The 16,445-nt window shown below is 53.3% G+C and carries 20 protein-coding genes; 6 read left to right on the top strand and 14 right to left on the bottom strand.

Features of this window, described 5'->3' with window-relative positions; genetic code table 11:
• The coding region (locus tag QMD53_03770; protein MDI6799775.1) for an integrase core domain-containing protein at window positions 1–517 on the top strand (517 nt) is incomplete at its 5' end.
• A gap of 170 nt (window positions 518–687) precedes the next feature.
• Here QMD53_03770 and QMD53_03775 read toward each other — a convergent pair.
• The 11 genes from QMD53_03775 to QMD53_03825 all read right to left on the bottom strand — a co-directional run bounded on the left by QMD53_03775 (window position 688) and on the right by QMD53_03825 (window position 7,696).
• Entirely contained in the window at window positions 688–2,481 is a 1,794-nt protein-coding gene (locus QMD53_03775) for an adenosylcobalamin-dependent ribonucleoside-diphosphate reductase (protein MDI6799776.1), read from the bottom strand.
• 134 nt (window positions 2,482–2,615) lie between these two features.
• The gene (locus QMD53_03780) at window positions 2,616–3,332 is read right to left on the bottom strand and encodes an ABC transporter ATP-binding protein (GenBank protein MDI6799777.1); all 717 of its coding nucleotides are present in this window, start codon (window positions 3,330–3,332) and stop codon (window positions 2,616–2,618) included.
• Between the two features lie 18 nt (window positions 3,333–3,350).
• A complete protein-coding gene (gene cbiQ, locus QMD53_03785) occupies window positions 3,351–4,100 on the bottom strand; it encodes a cobalt ECF transporter T component CbiQ (GenBank protein ID MDI6799778.1) in 750 nt (249 codons plus the stop codon).
• A gap of 20 nt (window positions 4,101–4,120) precedes the next feature.
• A complete protein-coding gene (locus QMD53_03790; protein ID MDI6799779.1) occupies window positions 4,121–4,426 on the bottom strand; it encodes a PDGLE domain-containing protein in 306 nt (101 codons plus the stop codon).
• Window positions 4,416–5,102: an energy-coupling factor ABC transporter permease gene (locus tag QMD53_03795; GenBank protein ID MDI6799780.1), complete on the bottom strand. Its 687-nt coding sequence runs from the start codon at window positions 5,100–5,102 to the stop codon at window positions 4,416–4,418. Before QMD53_03795 ends, QMD53_03790 begins: the two co-directional genes overlap by 11 nt.
• A gap of 70 nt (window positions 5,103–5,172) precedes the next feature.
• On the bottom strand, window positions 5,173–5,430 hold the full coding sequence (locus QMD53_03800) for a hypothetical protein (GenBank protein ID MDI6799781.1): 258 nt from the start codon (window positions 5,428–5,430) through the stop codon (window positions 5,173–5,175).
• A gap of 83 nt (window positions 5,431–5,513) precedes the next feature.
• A complete protein-coding gene (locus tag QMD53_03805) occupies window positions 5,514–5,702 on the bottom strand; it encodes a CooT family nickel-binding protein (protein MDI6799782.1) in 189 nt (62 codons plus the stop codon).
• Window positions 5,703–5,720: 18 nt separating this feature from the next.
• Complete coding sequence (locus tag QMD53_03810) at window positions 5,721–6,131, bottom strand: DUF3842 family protein (GenBank protein MDI6799783.1); 411 nt, start codon at window positions 6,129–6,131, stop codon at window positions 5,721–5,723.
• A gap of 4 nt (window positions 6,132–6,135) precedes the next feature.
• Window positions 6,136–6,468 (bottom strand): thioredoxin, encoded by a 333-nt coding sequence (gene trxA, locus QMD53_03815; protein MDI6799784.1) that lies wholly within the window; start codon window positions 6,466–6,468, stop codon window positions 6,136–6,138.
• Between the two features lie 23 nt (window positions 6,469–6,491).
• Window positions 6,492–7,430 (bottom strand): thioredoxin-disulfide reductase, encoded by a 939-nt coding sequence (gene trxB, locus QMD53_03820; GenBank protein MDI6799785.1) that lies wholly within the window; start codon window positions 7,428–7,430, stop codon window positions 6,492–6,494.
• 92 nt (window positions 7,431–7,522) lie between these two features.
• Entirely contained in the window at window positions 7,523–7,696 is a 174-nt protein-coding gene (locus QMD53_03825; protein MDI6799786.1) for a zinc ribbon domain-containing protein, read from the bottom strand.
• A gap of 113 nt (window positions 7,697–7,809) precedes the next feature.
• Between QMD53_03825 and QMD53_03830 the strand changes: the two genes are divergently transcribed.
• Both QMD53_03830 and QMD53_03835 read left to right on the top strand, forming a co-directional pair.
• Window positions 7,810–8,205, top strand: coding sequence for a CBS domain-containing protein (locus QMD53_03830; protein ID MDI6799787.1), 396 nt, complete (start codon window positions 7,810–7,812; stop codon window positions 8,203–8,205).
• A 172-nt stretch (window positions 8,206–8,377) separates the two neighbouring features.
• Entirely contained in the window at window positions 8,378–10,249 is a 1,872-nt protein-coding gene (locus QMD53_03835) for a DUF2207 domain-containing protein (protein ID MDI6799788.1), read from the top strand.
• 31 nt (window positions 10,250–10,280) lie between these two features.
• Here the strand turns inward: QMD53_03835 and QMD53_03840 are convergent, their stop codons facing one another.
• Window positions 10,281–11,612 carry a DUF1015 domain-containing protein gene (locus tag QMD53_03840; GenBank protein MDI6799789.1) on the bottom strand — a complete coding sequence of 444 codons (1,332 nt, stop codon included), beginning with the start codon at window positions 11,610–11,612 and terminating at the stop codon, window positions 10,281–10,283.
• 100 nt (window positions 11,613–11,712) lie between these two features.
• Here QMD53_03840 and QMD53_03845 point away from each other — a divergent pair, with 100 nt between their 5' ends.
• Window positions 11,713–11,910 carry a hypothetical protein gene (locus tag QMD53_03845; GenBank protein ID MDI6799790.1) on the top strand — a complete coding sequence of 66 codons (198 nt, stop codon included), beginning with the start codon at window positions 11,713–11,715 and terminating at the stop codon, window positions 11,908–11,910.
• Here the strand turns inward: QMD53_03845 and fusA are convergent.
• Both fusA and QMD53_03855 read right to left on the bottom strand, forming a co-directional pair.
• A complete protein-coding gene (gene fusA, locus QMD53_03850) occupies window positions 11,907–13,967 on the bottom strand; it encodes an elongation factor G (protein ID MDI6799791.1) in 2,061 nt (686 codons plus the stop codon). The two genes, QMD53_03845 and fusA, sit on opposite strands and share 4 nt — an antisense overlap.
• A gap of 149 nt (window positions 13,968–14,116) precedes the next feature.
• Window positions 14,117–14,785: a rhomboid family intramembrane serine protease gene (locus QMD53_03855; protein ID MDI6799792.1), complete on the bottom strand. Its 669-nt coding sequence runs from the start codon at window positions 14,783–14,785 to the stop codon at window positions 14,117–14,119.
• Window positions 14,786–14,888: 103 nt separating this feature from the next.
• On the opposite strand from QMD53_03855, the gene QMD53_03860 reads away from it, so the two are divergent.
• Both QMD53_03860 and htpX read left to right on the top strand, forming a co-directional pair.
• Window positions 14,889–15,446 carry a LemA family protein gene (locus tag QMD53_03860; GenBank protein ID MDI6799793.1) on the top strand — a complete coding sequence of 186 codons (558 nt, stop codon included), beginning with the start codon at window positions 14,889–14,891 and terminating at the stop codon, window positions 15,444–15,446.
• Between the two features lie 79 nt (window positions 15,447–15,525).
• Window positions 15,526–16,431: a zinc metalloprotease HtpX gene (gene htpX / locus QMD53_03865; protein MDI6799794.1), complete on the top strand. Its 906-nt coding sequence runs from the start codon at window positions 15,526–15,528 to the stop codon at window positions 16,429–16,431.
• Window positions 16,432–16,445: the final 14 nt, after the last annotated feature.

The raw sequence follows: 16,445 nt of genomic DNA on the forward strand, positions 1-16,445 counted from the left end.
CATCGGGCTCTTTGAGGTCGTCTTCTCCGACATTACCGAGATACGGTTCGCTCAGGGCAGAGTATATTTGGCGGCATCCCTTGAAGCAGTATCAAAGCGACTCATCGGGCATAGCGCGTCAAGAAGCCCAGACAGTAATCTGGTTGTCGGGGTATGTCGTCAAGCAAAAGCGTATTTGAAAAAGCTAGGAGTTAATCTGTCCGGCGTCATCTTCCACCAGGACCAGGGCAGCGTCTATACAGGTTATGAGTATGCGGGATACTTAGTGCGCGACAGCATCAAGATATCGTATAGCCGCATTGCAACACCCTCGGATAATCCCGATATGGAGTCCTTCTTCGGCAGGCTCAAGGACGAGTGGGGGGATGTATTTGCCGCTGCTCAAACAGAAAGCGAGGTGATAGAGCTTATCAACAAAGCGCTCTCGTACTATAATGAAAGGCGTCGGCACTCGGCAATCAATTACTTTGCGCCGGATGAGTTCATCAAGCGAGAGCTTGCAGCAGCGACAGCGTAATATCGCCATTCACCTTAGGATTCCTCAATAGTAGTTCAAGTTTTCGGGCGCAGTTCGAAGGGAGATTACCAAAAAGAGTGGGAATACTTCGAAGAAAGAATGGAAGATTTGACGGATGAAATTGACGTAGAGGTTTTTGACGAATCAGCCTTTGATGATTAAGTAATAAGTTAGGCTTTACACTCAGGGCAGCTCTTATTTTTAGCATCTTCAATAGAAGCTGCCCTTGCTTTTTTAAGTTCTGGATATCCCGCGTAAAGGACTTGGCTCTTCTTGCAGCCGTAGCGGTAGACGGTGACTCCCTTACATCTCATCTCATGGGCCAGCATGAAGACGGCCGCCACATCTTGCTCGGTAGCGTCTTCGGCCAAGTTGACCGTCTTGGAGACGGCATTATCAGTATGTCTCTGGAAAGCGGCCTGAATCTTGATGTGTTGCTCGAAGGGGATCTCAAGGGCGGTTTCAAAGAGACGCTTAAAACTGTCCGGAATCCCCCTTAGGCTCCGGAGCCTTCCTGAGTTCATTACCTCCTGTTTTATCTCGTCTTGCCAGAGCCCCATCTCTTTGGCCATCCTTTCAAAGAGCGGGTTGACCTCGGCAAGCCTTGTCCCGTCCATGACCTTTCTGACGAAGGAGACGGCAAAGAGAGGTTCGATGCCGCTTGAGGTATTTGCGATTATGCTTATCGTGCCGGTCGGGGCGATGGTGGTGGTGGTGGCGTTGCGCATGTGAGAAAATCCCATATCGATCCAGCGGCTCTCCTTAAAATTGGGAAATGAACCCCGCGCCTTAGCCAGCAGAGCCGATTTTTCTCTCGCCTCTTTCGAGATGAAGGCCATGATCTCTTCGCCGATTTTTATGGCCTCCTCGGAGTCATAGGGGGTGGCCAGCATGATCAGCATGTCCGCAAAGCCCATGACTCCGAGACCGATCTTGCGGTTGGCCTTGGTTATCGCATCCACCTCCGGCAGAGGAAACTTGCTCGCGTCTATCACATTATCTAAGAAATGGACGGCCAGTCGGATCGTTCTGGCGAGCTTTTCCCAGTCGACTGAGGCCCCTCTCACCATCTGGGCCAGGTTTATTGAGCCCAAATTGCAGCTCTCATAGGGCAAGAGGGGCTGCTCGCCGCAGGGGTTGGTCCCCTCTATCTCGCCGATTCTTAAAGTTGGGTTATGCCTGTTGTTTATCTCATCGATGAAGACAAGGCCGGGGTCTCCGCTCGAATGGGCGGATGAGACCATCATATCAAAGAGACTTTTTGCCGAAATCCTCTTTACGGTCTTCTTGTTTCTGGGATTTATGAGGGCGAAATCGCCGCCTCTCTTTACCGCCTCCATGAACTCATCTGTCACTGCGACCGAGAGGTTGAAGTTGCTGAGGCTCTCTCCATCGGCCTTGGCTCTTATGAAATCGAAGATATCGGGATGATCGACTGCAAGAATGCCCATGCTGGCTCCCCGGCGCCGACCACCCTGCTTTACGACCTCGGTTGTTACGTCGAAGACGCGCATGAAGGAGAGGGGACCGGAAGCAAGGCCGTGTGTCTTACTGACTACGTCACCCTTTGGCCGAATCTTCGAGAAAGAGAAACCCGTCCCTCCGCCGCTCTTATGGATCAAGGCCATGTTCTTTACGGCTGCAAAGATCGATTCCATCGAATCCTCTACCGGAAGAACAAAGCAGGCCGAGAGCTGACCGAGCTCGGTTCCCGCATTCATCAAAGTGGGAGAGTTGGGCAAGAAATCGAGGCCCGCCATCATCTCGTAAAACCGCTCTGTTAGGGCGGCAAGATTGGCGCCACTATCGTAGAGGGCATCGATTTTGGCGACGGTTTCCGCGACCCTCGCAAAGAGCTCATCCGGGGACTCGAGGACCTTGCCTTGCTCGTCTTTTAAGAGGTATCTCTCTCTCAGCACCTCCACAGCATTCTCTGAGAGTTTGGTCTCTGGGTAATCTTTCATCTCTGCCACCTATGATCGGCTTGCCAAGGGTTTAATAGCTCAGAAAGCTTAAGGCCATTGGGTAGGCGCTTAATCTAAATGGTATTTCATCGCTCCAAGGCATGCAACACTTGAGTGCTTTGAGGCGAATCGGGTCAATCGTAGGTCAGCTCATACTTCTTTAGTAAGGGCTCATCGGAGAGGATGGCTGAAGCCTCTCCGTCGGCGACTATTTTGCCGCCGCTCATGATGACGGCCCGCTCGCAGAGCCTCTTTGCCTCATCCAGGTTATGGGTGATGATGAGCTTGGTTATGGGCAGCCCCTCGATTATCTCGATTATCTTGCCCTTGCCTCTGGGATCCAAGTTGCTGGTCGGCTCATCCAAGACGAGCATATCAGGCTCCATGGAGAGGGCTGTCGCTATGGCCACTCGTTTCTTCTGGCCGAAGCTCAGGTGATAGGGAGGGCGCTCCTCAAAGCCCTCCATCCCGACCGAGCTCAAGGCGGCAAGGACCCGCTTTCTGACATCATTGGGCGAGAGGCCCATGTTTACGGGTCCGAAGGCGACGTCATCGAATACGGTTGAGGAGAATAGCTGATCATCGGGGTCCTGAAAGACTAGGCCGACCCTCCTTCTTATCTCCATCAAATTATTCTTGGCTATCGGGAGGCCGAAGATCATCACCCGACCATCTCCTTTAAGAGAGCCGTTGAGATGGAGGGCAAAGGTCGACTTTCCGGCCCCATTTGCGCCGAGGAGGGCGATCGACTGGCCGTGTTCTATATCGATATCGATACCTTTCAAGGCAACTGTGCCGTCCGGGTAGCTATATTTAAGATCCCTTATCTCAACCGCTTTATTATGGTGCATCGGGCCTCCAAATTATCATTACGCTTTGGCGAAAAATCTTATCGCGATGGCCAAAGAGGGCAAGGTGGTGACGAAGATGAGATCGATCGGGGAGAGGGGAGCCGCCTCAAACGGTTTCTCCTTACCATCATAACCTCTTGCGAGCATCGAGATATAGACCCGCTCGCCCCGCTCATAGCTGCGCAAAAAGATGACCCCGATCATGTTTCCGATCGTTTTTGTTTGCCATATCCATCTCGGATTAAAGTTTCTAGAGTCTCTGGCCCGCTTCATGCGCTGCGCCTCATCGCTTAAGACGTGGACGTAGCGCTGCATGAAGGAGACGGTTGCAAGAAAGACCTTGGGCGCTCCGAGCCCCTTAAAGCCCTCCATAAGCCTGTCAAACGGGGTCGAGACGGTAAGGATAGAGATGGCCAAAATGGCCAAGGTCGCCTTGGCGCCGGCCGTAAATAGGGTTGAGAGGCCCTCGCTGTACATCGGCAGGCCGAAGATGCGGCCTGCCACCTGATCGCCGCTCTGGCCAAAGAAGGGGAGCGAAATCACCAAGACCAGCATGAAGGGGAGGGCCAGGGCTACCCGCTTGATGATGTGCGTCAACTTAAGGCCCGAGGTTAAAGATATCAGAACGAGAAGCCCGAAGTAGCCCGCAAAGGTCGGATAAGCCTTTGCGGGCGTCGTGCCCGATATGACGGCGATCATGAAGAAGGAGATTATCTTGATCCTGGCGTCTAGCCTGCCGAGATAACCTCGGGCCGAAGTTGACTTCAATAAAGCAGAGCCCTCCATGCTTACGTCCTTTCATCCCTCTTTAAGATTCTGGCCAGGCCGTGGGCCAAGGTGAAGGTTATAGCCGTTCCGGCTAGGCCAGCCAGTCCGGTTGCAATCGACTCTCTTTCTATCCCGGGGACGGCGTAATCTGGAATGGGCGACCCGGTCCAGGCCGGCTCTTTCTCGGCCAGTTCAATGAAGCCCTTGTTCTCAGCCACTCTCTCCAAGCCATCGGGATGAGGTGAGGCATATGGCGAGACAAGGGTGGCCAAAAAGAAGGAGATCAAGAGGCCTATAGTTATAAAACTTGCGATCTTAAGCTTCACTTGTGATACCTCCCGCTCCGCCGGTGGTCAAGGAGTCCTCGCTCTTATAGGTTCTTATCAGATCGGGGCGGACGCTTAAGATCATGTTGACGACCACAACGGTCATCATTGCCTCGCCGATCCCGATGAGGACGTGGACGGAGAGCATGGCGGGCAGTACTACCGAAAGGGGAGAATGGCCGGAGGCCGCAATTTCGAGGGCGCAGAAGGCGGAGGCCAGAATGACCGACAGCCAGGAGCCCAGGGCGACGCTCGCAATGAAGCCCGCTCTATTCTTTGCAAGGAGCGGCCTTAAGGCCGCAAAGATGTAGTAGGTCACCACCCCGCCTACGATGGCCATATTGAAGACGTTTGCTCCCAGAGCCAAAAGGCCGCCGTCGCCGTAGAGTATCATCTGGATGAAGAGGACGACGGTTAGAGCGGCTGCGGCCAGCCAGGGTCCCAAGAGGACGGCGGCCAAAAAGGCCCCCAAGAAGTGGCCGGAAGTTCCGGCGGCGATGGGGAAGTTGAGCATCTGGGCGGCGAAGATGAAGGCGGCGACGACTCCAAGCAAGGGGACTTGCTTATCGCCCAGCTCCTCACCGGCCCTTTTGAAACCGTATCTGACGGCCGCGCCGGCTAAGATAGCTGTTGATGCCATTGTTTTGACATCGAGAAATCCATCTGGAATGTGCATGGGTAATCCCTCCAAAATAATTTTTTGAAATCCTTCGGGATTCCCTGATGCTAGGGCATAGGATAGGTGGTTAAAGCTTGGTTATGGTGACCTCGTGGTTATGATGGTCAGACAGGTGATTCGCTTCGGCGATCGCCTGTTTAAGGAGGGCTTCAATCTTGGCGGAATTTTCGATGGCCTCCTGAAGGCAGGAGGCTAAATCCCCGTGCTCAAGGGAGCCTGCTATCGCCCGCCATTGGGCGGCGCCCTTTTCGAAGAGGCCGTTTAGTTCTCCGAGTTGGTGGAGACCCAATTTCAGCCCAGTTAAATTAACTCCGCTCTCGCACACGATATCACCCCATTAAGGCCATGGTCGCTTAATAAAGCACCCATTTCGGCGATGATAGCAGAAGGCTCTGGCCTTATCAAGGACTAAACCTGGCTCAAGATTACCTTATGGTCCAAGAGCTTGAGCTCTTTAATGTCGGCTTTCAAAAACTTCTGCTCCCCGAAGAGGTCGATGAGGAGTAGTTTCTCGCCCTCTGGCCGTATGATCACTACGTTATCCATATACTCTTCAAGCTCGCCATCTTTATCTAAGAATACTTTGGCTTCGCACATCTTTCCTCCTTGAAAACGTTAACTGATTTTCGACTTCAGGGCGATGATTGCCTCATCCATCAGGTGGGGCAAAGGGGTATCCTTAACCCCGATCAAGATCGCCTCCAGATTATTTAGGGGAAGGATTATCTTCTCCCCTTTGGCCCCGGATACTGCTTCGGCCATCTTGGTGGTGAGTTCGCCCAGAAATGAATTTGGAACCATCATCGCGAGGGGGCCGATGATGAAATCGGCCTGGCCTATGGAGTGGACGAAGGCATTCTCTCCGCTTGCTCCGAGGTTTGCTCCGGCCTTCATCATATTGCTTGCGGCAACCGCGTTGGTTCCCAAGGCGAGCAGCTCTATCTCATCTCCAAAGGCCACTCTGAGCTTGATTATGATTTGGCGGCCTATGCTGCCCCCCATGCCGTCTATGACGGCGATGATCATTTTTTTACCTCAGCCATTCTGCCAGGGATTCGACCAGGCTCTTCTTGGGCATAGCTCCGACCAACTTCTTCTGGATGGCACCGTCCTTGAAGAGGATAAGGGTCGGTATGCTCATGATATCATAACCTGAGGCCGTCTCCTGATTCTCATCGACGTTCAATTTGCATACTTTGAGCTTGCCGGAGTATTCGCCGGCCAGTTCCTCCAAGACCGGAGCGATGGATCGGCAGGGTCCGCACCAGGCCGCCCAGAAATCGACCAGGACCGGTCCGTTCGCCTTCAAAACCTCCGCCTCGAAGTTATCCTTATTTAAATGTATGACGCTTCCTCCACCCATATCTTATCCTCCCGTGTTTATTTCTAGCCACCAAGTTCATCGAGGTATTTTTGAGCCGAGATGGCGGCTAAAGCTCCTTCGCCGGCGGCGATTACAACCTGCTTGGCTCCATTTTTTCTCGCATCGCCGGCGGCAAAAATCCCATCTTTCGAGGTCATCAGGTCATCTGCTGTGATGATATAACCCTTTTCATCCAATTTTAAAATATCGGTCAAGAAGTCAGAGTTGGGCTTGGTGCCGACATACATGAAGACTCCGCCCACGGCCACCTCGCCGACCTTGTCGCTTTTCTTATCCTTTATGATGGCTCGCTCTACCCGGCTGCCTCCCTCTATTGCAAGGAGCTCAGAACCCAAAATGAAGTCTATCTTATCGCTCTCTCTTGCCCTTTCTACCAGGATCCTATCGGCCCGAAGCTGATCCCTGCGATGGACCAAAGAGATCTTTCGTGCAAACTTGGTCAGAAAGATGGCCTCCTCTACGGCGGCATTTCCGCCTCCCACGACAAGGACGTCCGCGCCCGAAAAGAATGCGCCGTCGCAGGTGGCGCAGTAAGAGACGCCACGGCCGGCAAACTCACTCTCTCCTGGGATGCCTAGTTTGGCCGGAGTCGCTCCCGTCGAGACGATTACGGCTCTGCCATCAGATCTCTCATCCCCCGCAAGGATAGTAAAGTCTCCTCCTTGGCCTTGGATCGATTCCACCTCGAGAAGGGTCTTGATCTCAAGACCGAATCTCATGGCCTGCTTCTCCATGCGCCCTGTTAACTCAGCTCCCCCGATGGCCTCCACGAAACCTGGGTAGTTCTCGATCTCCTCGGTTGCGGCTATCTGCCCTCCGGTCAAGCCTTTCTCGATGAGCAGGGTCCTTAGCCTAGCCCGCGCGCCGTATATGCCGGCCGTAAGCCCGGCCGGGCCGCCTCCGATTATTATGAGATCGTACTTACTCTTCGAATTACTCATGCTCCTCCGCAATAAGAACGATTTTTAAACCGTTAATCTTGTAAGCGCTAAGATGCTTTCTCTTGGCGGGCTCACGGCCCACCCGAGACCTATCAGGCGGATTTTCTTCTGACGCCGCAGCTGCCTTCGCCGAACAAGGTCTCCAGGTTGTCAACCGTCTTGGCCACATCCGGACTTTTGCAGCGCGGGCAGACGATGCTCTCTTCTTCCTCTTTTCGTTCGTGCTTGAAAATAAGACCGCACATTTTGCACTTGTAGTTGGCCATTTTGAGATCTTCTTAAAAAAGTTAGATGATAAAGTAATCGGTCAGATGACTATTTCTAATGACATTTTAAACTTTTAAAGTTAAAATTACCAATAAAAGGGGGAGGCGTACTGATGAATGATTTGCTGGTAAGGGATATCATGCATCTTGGGGTGGTGACTTGCAGGTTGGATACCCCGCTCTGTGAGATTGCCGGGCTCATGGTCGGGCATAAAATTCACTGCATAGTTGTAGTTGATGAGGCCGGTGAGGCTTGTGGCGTCATCTCGGACTGGGGACTTTTGAAGGCATTCGGCAAGGATATCAAGACGGCCGTGGCCGAGGATATCATCGATAATAGGCTGCTGACGGTCAGGCCCAATGCTCTGGTTTCAGAAGCGGCCAGCATGATGGTGAACGAGCACGTTCACCGCCTGGTGGTTATGAGCGAGCCTCCGCTCCGGCGTCCGGTCGGCGTTTTAGCCGCAAGCGATGTGGTAAAAGAGATGTCAAAATACTGCTCGAACTAGGTTTTCAAAGCTTGCGGTTTTGGGGTCGTTCGTTACCAAAGAGACCGCTTATTGCTTCCGCTTTACTTTGATATCCCCGATGGATTATTCTTGTCTCTTCTTGCTTTTCATCCGACATTCTTCTAAGAATCTGCCAAGTCCTAATGGGATCTGGCTTGAAAGAGGAGGTTTTGTGGCAAGGCTCAAAAGGACCCTTTTGCTTAAGGTGAAAGCTAGGCTCTATCCTCTCCTCGCCCTCGCCCTCATCCTGATGGCTGGCTTTTCTCCTTCGGCCTCGGCCAAGGACTACACTCTCCCTAAGCTGGACATCGAAATAGAAGTGGAGAAGGACGGCTCCTTCAGCGTGGCAGAGGAGCGGACGTTCGCCTTTGATGGCACCTTCAGCTGGGCTGAGTATAGCCTGCCGCTCAGCTACAAGTATGAAATCAAGGACTTCTCAATTCAAGAGGGAGGGATCGAATACGTCCGCTCGACCTCATCGGCCCCCGGTACCTACGAGCTGGATCGGGATCAGGATTCTTTCACGGCAAAGTGGTACTTTTCGGCCAAGGATAGTGAAAAGACCTTTATCATCAAATATAAGATCTTGGGCGGCGTCGACGTCTACTCCGACTTCGCTCAGTTCTATTGGAAATTCGTTGGAACGGGTTGGACCAAACCGGTTGAAAGATTTCAGGCCGTCCTAAGGTTGCCCGATGGGGCCAATAAGGAGGAGATCAGGGCCTGGGCTCATGGCCCCTTGACCGGCGAGGTGGAGATAGTGGACGGGGCGACCGTCAGCTTCAAGGTGAACGATCTGCCCGCAAGCACCTTCGTTGAGGGGAGGGTTCTCTTCCCGCTATCCTTGGTGCCAGAGGCAAAGGTCGACTTCGATGAGCCCATCTTAAATGAAGCCTTGGCCGAAGAGACCGAGTGGGCAGAAGATGCCAATATCTTGAGGGAGCGGGCCATAGCCGATCTTGAGAAGCGGAGGCAGCTAGAGAGCATGGGTCTAGCCTCTTCGATCATCGTCTCGGCAGTCGGTATTCTCTTCTACGCCATCTTGTGGTTTCTCTTTGGAAAGGAGTATTCGCCCAGCTTTGACGGCGATTATTTCAGGGAGCTCCCGGCTGAATATCCCCCGGCCGTCATGGGTTATCTGGTCAAATTCGGTCACGTCGATACCAGGGATATGATCGCAACCCTGATGGACCTCGCCAGAAGAGGTTTTTTAACCATAAAAGAGGAGGAGCTTACCAGAAAGATACTCTTTGTCATCAGGACTGAGTATGACTACAACTTAAAGAGGATGGTTTCCGATACCCACTCCTTGAACGGCTATGAGTCTAATCTCTTAAGTTTCCTCTTCGATGAGGTGGGAAATGGGGAGAGCGTCAGCATTGAAGAGCTCAAGGATTTTGCCAAAGCCGAACCCCTCGCCTTCAGCCGCTTCTTCGAGGAGTGGAAGAAGGACGCCTCTTTGGCCGCAAAGGCTCACGGTTTTTTGGAGCGGCACGGTTCGGTAATAGCCTTAAACGTCTTTGTCTCGCTCATGCTGATTGGTTTTGGGGCCGCGATCATGGCCACCTGGCAGATAGCCTCCGGTTTTATAGCCATCTTCTTCGGGGTTCTTCAAATAGTTCTCTCCGTATTCTTGAGGCGCCGCTCTCCCGCCGCTGCCTCGGACTTTAAGAAGTGGGAGGCCTTCAAGCGGTTTCTGCTCCACTTCTCCAACCTAAAGGAGGCCCTGCCATCCTCGATGGTCATCTGGGAGCATTATCTGGTCTATGCGGTCAGTCTGGGCGTAGCCGAAAAGACGATCGAACAACTCAAGATCGTCATGCCCGAAATCCTAAAAGAGCAGGGCCTCACCTATTTTGGGCCGTCTTGGTTTGAGTCTTCCAGGGGCCTTGAGGGCTTGGGCTCGCTCGAGTCATTCGGCCAGAGCCTTTCGAGCATGGTGGCCACGGCAAACAGCGCTATGAGTTCGGCGAGCGGCGGCGGCGGCGGATTCTCGGGCGGCGGCGGCGGTGGCGGCGGCGGAAGCGGCGGCGGAGCCGGCTAAAGGGCCCGGGGCTCAGGGAGAGGGATCTTCTTTACCTCGGCTCCTCATGGTCATAGATGACCAAACCGGTGATGAGCTTGGGATAGAAGTAGGTCGATTTCTGGGGCATCCTCTCTCCGCCCTTGGCTATCGTTCTGACCTGATCTATCGTCGTCGGATTCAACAGGAAGGCAACCTTGTATTCGCCGCTATCGACCAGAGCGGTCGCCTCGTCCTCATCCGGAGTGAACTTGATCGATTTGTGCTTGATGAGGTCGCGGCTCTTAACCCCCAAGATTTCATCTATCAAGAGGCCGTGAAGTACGGTTACATCCAGTCTCTTCCAGGCGGACGAGCGGGCCTTGGAGATAACTTCATCCATCAGGCCCTCATCCTTCAGCGTAAGCAGGTGGTAACGGCCACCGCCGAAGTAAGAGAGAATGCTGTGAGAGCAGTTCATCCGTCGGCTTAGAGCCTCACAGGCCCTCTTTTTGACTCCGTCCTCATTCCCGGCTGGGCCGGAAAAGGTCTCGATATCGAAGTATCTTGAGGCCATCTTCAAGAAGTCCTCCTCGCTCTGGTCCACCGCATCCTTTACCAACCTATGGGCAGCCAGGATCGAGAGGCCATCACTGTCCATGTTGACGAACATCATCATTACGTAATTGAAGCCGGCCTCGGGGTCATTTGAGGTGGCTCGCATCTCATTTCGGTAATTTAGGGCCGTCTCGTAGCGGTGATGGCCGTCGGCGATGAAGATCGTCTTATCCTGCATCTTGCCTGAGACGACTTCTATCACATCGGGGTCGGTTATGGTATATAACCTATGGATGACGCCGCTCTCATCGGCCACCTCTCGCGTGGGCTGCTTGGGCCTTGCGCCTTCAAGAATCTTGCCGAGCTCATCTTGTTGATCGGAGTACAGGGAGAAGACCTGGCTGAAATTTGCCTTACAGGCCCGTATCAGGCTTAAGCGATCGGCCTTGGCCTTGGGGAAGGTCTTTTCGTGGGGCAAGACCAAGCCGCTCTTAAAGTCCTCTATCTTAAGGAGGGCTATGAAGCCAAGGAGGCGCCGCTTCTTTTCGCCCTTTGTGGAGTAGATCTGCTCGTAAAAGAATATGGCCGGCTCATCTGAGGCTACCAGTATCCCCTTCTCAAGCCAGCTATCGAAATGCCTTTTGGCCCTCGTGTACTTATTTTTTTGGCTGTTGTCGTCCGGTTTTTCTTGGCCTAAAATGAGCCTTATGATGTTAAAGGAACTCTTCTGATAGAAGTCCCTCTGGGCCTGCTTAGAGATTACGTCGTAAGGCGGAGTGACGACATCCTTTAAATCGACGTCATCATCGTTGTAAAGCAGACCCTTGAAAGGTTTGATTTCGATCAAGAAACGACACCTTCTAGCGATATTTTTTAAAAGCATTTCAATTTTAAGCGAGACTTACGATTTGGACAACAGTCTCTTTTCGATTTAAGTGAGGGCGGATATGCCAGGGGTCATCGTAAGATCGGCCGATTATTGCGACCTTAAGGAGGTTATCGAAGAGATCTTCTCTAAGTTCCCGCTGGCTCTTTCGGGTAAAAGGGTGTTTGTAAAACCGAACATCCTTTTGCCCTATGAGGTCGAAAAGGCGGTGACGACCCATCCGAGTCTCGGGTTCGTCCTGGCCGCCTCTTCCTTTTAAATCTCTTCGACGATTCTGTCGGCAAGATCCTTGGGGACCTCCTCGTACCTTGCGAACTCAAACGAGAAGGAACCGCGGCCGTGAGCCAGAGAGCGCAGTTCGGTCGCATATCTCTTCATCTCGGCTTCGGGCACGCTCGCCCTGACCAACTCGAAGCCGTCTTCCGTCGGCTCCATGCCGAGAATCCGGCCCCGCTTGCTGTTGAGGTCGCCGATCACGTTGCCCATGTAGGCTTCGGGCACAAGGACTTCGACATTTAAGATCGGCTCCAAGAGGACGGGCGAGGCTTCGGCCACCCCCTTTTTGAAGGCCATCGAGGCGGCTATCTTGAATGCCATCTCGGATGAGTCGACCGGGTGGAAGGAGCCGTCATGGAGTGTGGCCTTTATGTCAACCGCCTCATGGCCGGCCAAGACTCCCTCGGCCATAGCTTCGCGAAGGCCCTTTTCCACGGCCGGGATATACTGTTTGGGCACGGAGCCTCCGAAGATCTTATTCTCGAACTCGAATCCGGAGCCCTGAGCAAGCGGCTGAAATTCCACCCAGACGTCGCCGTATTGGCCCCGCCCGCCCGACTGCTTCTTATATTTTCCCTGAACTCGGGCGGATTTTCTGATCGTCTCTTTGTAGGCTATCTTCTTCTCTTTGAGCTCGGCCTGGACGCCGTATTTATGGTTGAGCTTATCCATCTTCACTTCTATCTGGACATTTCCCATGGCCGAGATAACCGTCTGCGACGTCTCGTTATCTCGTCTGATGACGAAGGTCGGGTCCTCTTCGGCCAGTTTAGAGAGGGCGGTGCTCAACTTCTCGTCGTCGCCCTTGGTCTTTGACTCTATGGCCACCGAATAGACCGGGGTCGGAAAGTCGATCTTCTCCAAGACTATATCCTTGGATTCATCGCACAGGGTGTCGTTGCTGTGAGTCTGGGCAAGTTTGGGAATGGCGACTATATCGCCGCATATGGTCTCACTTACGTCCCCCTGCTCCTTGCCGCACATGGCAAAGAGGTGGCCGATCTTCTCCTTCTTATCCTGGGTTGAGTTATTGACCGTGCTGGATGCCCGCATGGTGCCCGAATAGATGCGGGCGAAATTGAGCCGACCGATATAAGGATCGGAGATCGTCTTGAAGACCAGGGCCACCAAGGGAGCGCTCGGATCGGCGTCGCATGCCACCTCCTTTTTATCTCTGCCCTCGAAAGCGGCCGGGGTCGGCCGCTCGTTTGGCGAGGGCACGAAGTTTACGATGGCATCCATGAGCGGCTCAACCGCCTGGTTGAAAAGGGCCGAGCCGCAGAGGACCAAGGCGAGGCCGCCCTCCTTCACGCCCTTGGCCAAGCCCAGAAGCATCTCGTCACCGCTTAAGCTCTCCTCGCTCAAGTACTTGTCCAAGAGTTCCTCGTCGTTCTCTGCCGCCGCTTCCATAAGGATTCTGCGGGCCTCTGCCACCTTTTCCTGCATATCGCCCGGCACGGGACCCTTGGTCATTTTGCCCTTATCGGAGATGAGCGACTCCTCTTTTACGAGGTCTATCACTCCCTTGAAATCCTTTCCGGAGCCTATCGGTATTTGGAGCTGCATCAAAGAACCCTTAAGCGAGGCCCTCAAGCTGGCAAGGGCCTTATCGAAGTCGGCGTTCTCCTTGTCCATCTTGTTGATAAAGACGAGTCTGGATAGGTTCTCATCGCCGGCCATCTTCCAGTAGGTCTCGGCCTGAGGCTCAAAACCGTTTACGGCATCGATTAGGAGGATCGCCCCATCGCAGGCCCGAAGCGAGCCCTTGACCTCTCCGATAAAATCGGCATAACCAGGATTATCTATCAGGTTAACCTTGTGGTCCTTCCAATTGAAGTGGGTGATGGTCGAGGTCAAAGATATATGTCTTTTTATCTCCTCGGGGTCGTAATCGCTCGTTGTCGAGCCATCATCGACCCGTCCCAGTCTCTCGATCGATCCGGCGTCGAATAGTATGGCCTCGGTGAGGCTGGTCTTCCCGGCTCCCCCATGCGAGATAAGGCTCACGTTTCTGATGTCGGCCGTGGTCGTCTTGCCCATCGAATCATCCCCCTGCAATAAGAATGGATTAAAAACCAAAATTATTTACACATTTCGACACCAACGGAAGACAACCTTCATAAATTTGAAAAAGGCGCAAGTTTTGCAGGGAACTCAAGCTTTCGCCCGAGGGATTCCCTTAGTAAGGGTTAGTCTTTTTGAGGAATCGTTTTGTAGGCGAAGAGGGCTAGGAGGAGGCCGATTAAGAAGCCGCCGATGTGGGCGAACCAGGCCACTCCTCCCGCCTCCATCATAGGCGACATGGCTGAGAAATATCCGTTAAGCAACTGAAGGACGAACCAGAATCCGATGACGATGAGAGCCGGCAGACGGACTATGCTTATGAAGAAGAAGATGGGAATAGCCACATCGACGCCGGCGAGCGGAAAGAGGATGAGATAGGCGGCCAACACCCCGGCGATGGCCCCGCTCGCCCCAAGGCTCGGCAGGCTCGAGGCGGGGTTCATGATGACGTGGGCGCTCGCTCCACCCAGGCCGGATAGAAGATAGAAGAGGATGAAGCCAAGGTGGCCAAGGACGTCCTCGACGTTGTTTCCGAAGATCCACAGATAGAGCATATTGCCGAGGAGATGGAACCAGCTACCGTGCAAAAAGATTGAGGTGAGTAGGGTGATATAGACGTAGGGGCCTCCTTTGGTCAGGATGAGGCAAGGGGTCGCCCCAAAAGACCTGATGAAGGCGTCAAAGCCGCTCCCAAGGCTCAACTCATAGAGGAAGACGGCTGAATTTACCGCAATCAGCGATATCGTCACGAAGGGGAAGGTGCGCGTCGGATTCTCGTCTCTTATCGGTATCACTTGCTCTCCCTTTTGAGGACTCATTTTAAGGCGCCCAAATTGACAAAGCAAGTCGCCCGCCCTATGATTGTTTTATAATTCTAACTTAAAAAGAGGAGGAGACATGTTCTTTGGTCCAACCATATTTCTGATAATCATACTGCTGATTCCGGTCATGATCATCATCGGAATGTATAATAATTTCGTGACCTTACGTAACAGGATAGATAACGCCTGGTCACAGATAGACGTCCAGCTCAAGCGGCGCTATGACCTCATCCCCAACCTGATCGAGACGGTCAAAGGCTACGCCACCCACGAAAAGGAGCTCTTTGAAAAGGTGACTCAAGCCCGAGCTCAGGCCATAAATGCCGCAGGGGTTACCGAGCAGGCCCAGGCCGAAAATGCTTTGACCGGGGCTTTAAAATCTCTCTTTGCGGTGGCCGAAGCCTACCCGGATCTTAAGGCCAACCAGAATTTCATAATGCTCCAGGAGGAGCTCTCTGGGACAGAGGGCAAGATAGCCTACGCCCGTCAGTTCTATAACGATACGGTCATGAAGTTTAACACGATGATCCAGAGGTTTCCCGGCAACATAGTTGCCTCCATGTTCGGCTTTACGGCGCGTACCTATTTCGGGGCCGAGGAGTCTTCAAGGGAGCCGGTAAAGGTTCAATTCTAGCCTCATCGGGCTCGAGCTCAAAGATCGGTTCACCCATCTTTTTTCGTTTCATCCAATCCCTTTTGATCGGTGATAATTTATGTATGAAGAGATATCGAGCAATATAAGAAGGTCTTGGGCGATGATAATCATCTTCATCATCTTCGTTGCCTACTTGGGCTACATCTTTGGCGAGCTCACCGAGTTCGGTTACGCGGGCGTATTCTTCGCCCTCCTGGTGGCGGGCGCTATGAGCTGGACCGGCTATTACTACAGCGATCGCATCGTCCTTGCCATGAGCCGGGCAAGGGAGGTCGAAAAGGTTGAGCTCCCTTACCTCTACAACGTCATCGAGGGCCTCTCGATAGCGGCCGGGGTGCCGGTTCCCAAGATGTATGTGATCGAGGACAGTGCCCCCAATGCCTTTGCCACCGGACGCGACCCGGAGCACTCGGCCGTGGCCGTCACGACCGGTCTTCTGGAAAAGCTGGATCGGGTCGAGCTGGAAGGGGTCGTAGCCCATGAGATGAGTCACATCAAGAACTACGACATTAAACTCGCGAGCCTTGCCGTCGTCATGGTCGGCATCGTCACCCTGCTCGCTGACTGGTTGATGAGATCTTTTTGGTGGGGCGGGTCAAGGAGACGGCGAGATGATGGCGGCGGAGAATTTGGAGCCATCCTTATGATAGTCGGTCTCATAATGGCCATTCTTGCGCCTGTAGTCGCTCAGCTAATGCGTCTTGCCCTCTCGCGTCAGCGAGAATTCTTGGCCGATGCGAGCGGTGCCATGCTCACCCGCTATCCGGAGGGACTGGCCTCAGCTTTGGAGAAGCTCGCTTCGGATAGAGAGCCGCTCGAGGTGGCCAACAAGGCCACGGCCCACCTTTATATAGTCAATCCTCTAAAGGATATCGGTGGCTCCATAAACAACCTTTTCAACACCCATCCCAAGATCGAAGAGAGGGTGGCAAAGCTTCGAGCAATGTCATTTGAAGTCGTCTGATTAATCCGCAAAAC

Source organism: Actinomycetota bacterium (assembly GCA_030017835.1).
Taxonomy (GTDB): domain Bacteria; phylum Actinomycetota; class Aquicultoria; order UBA3085; family Oleimmundimicrobiaceae; genus Yes70-04.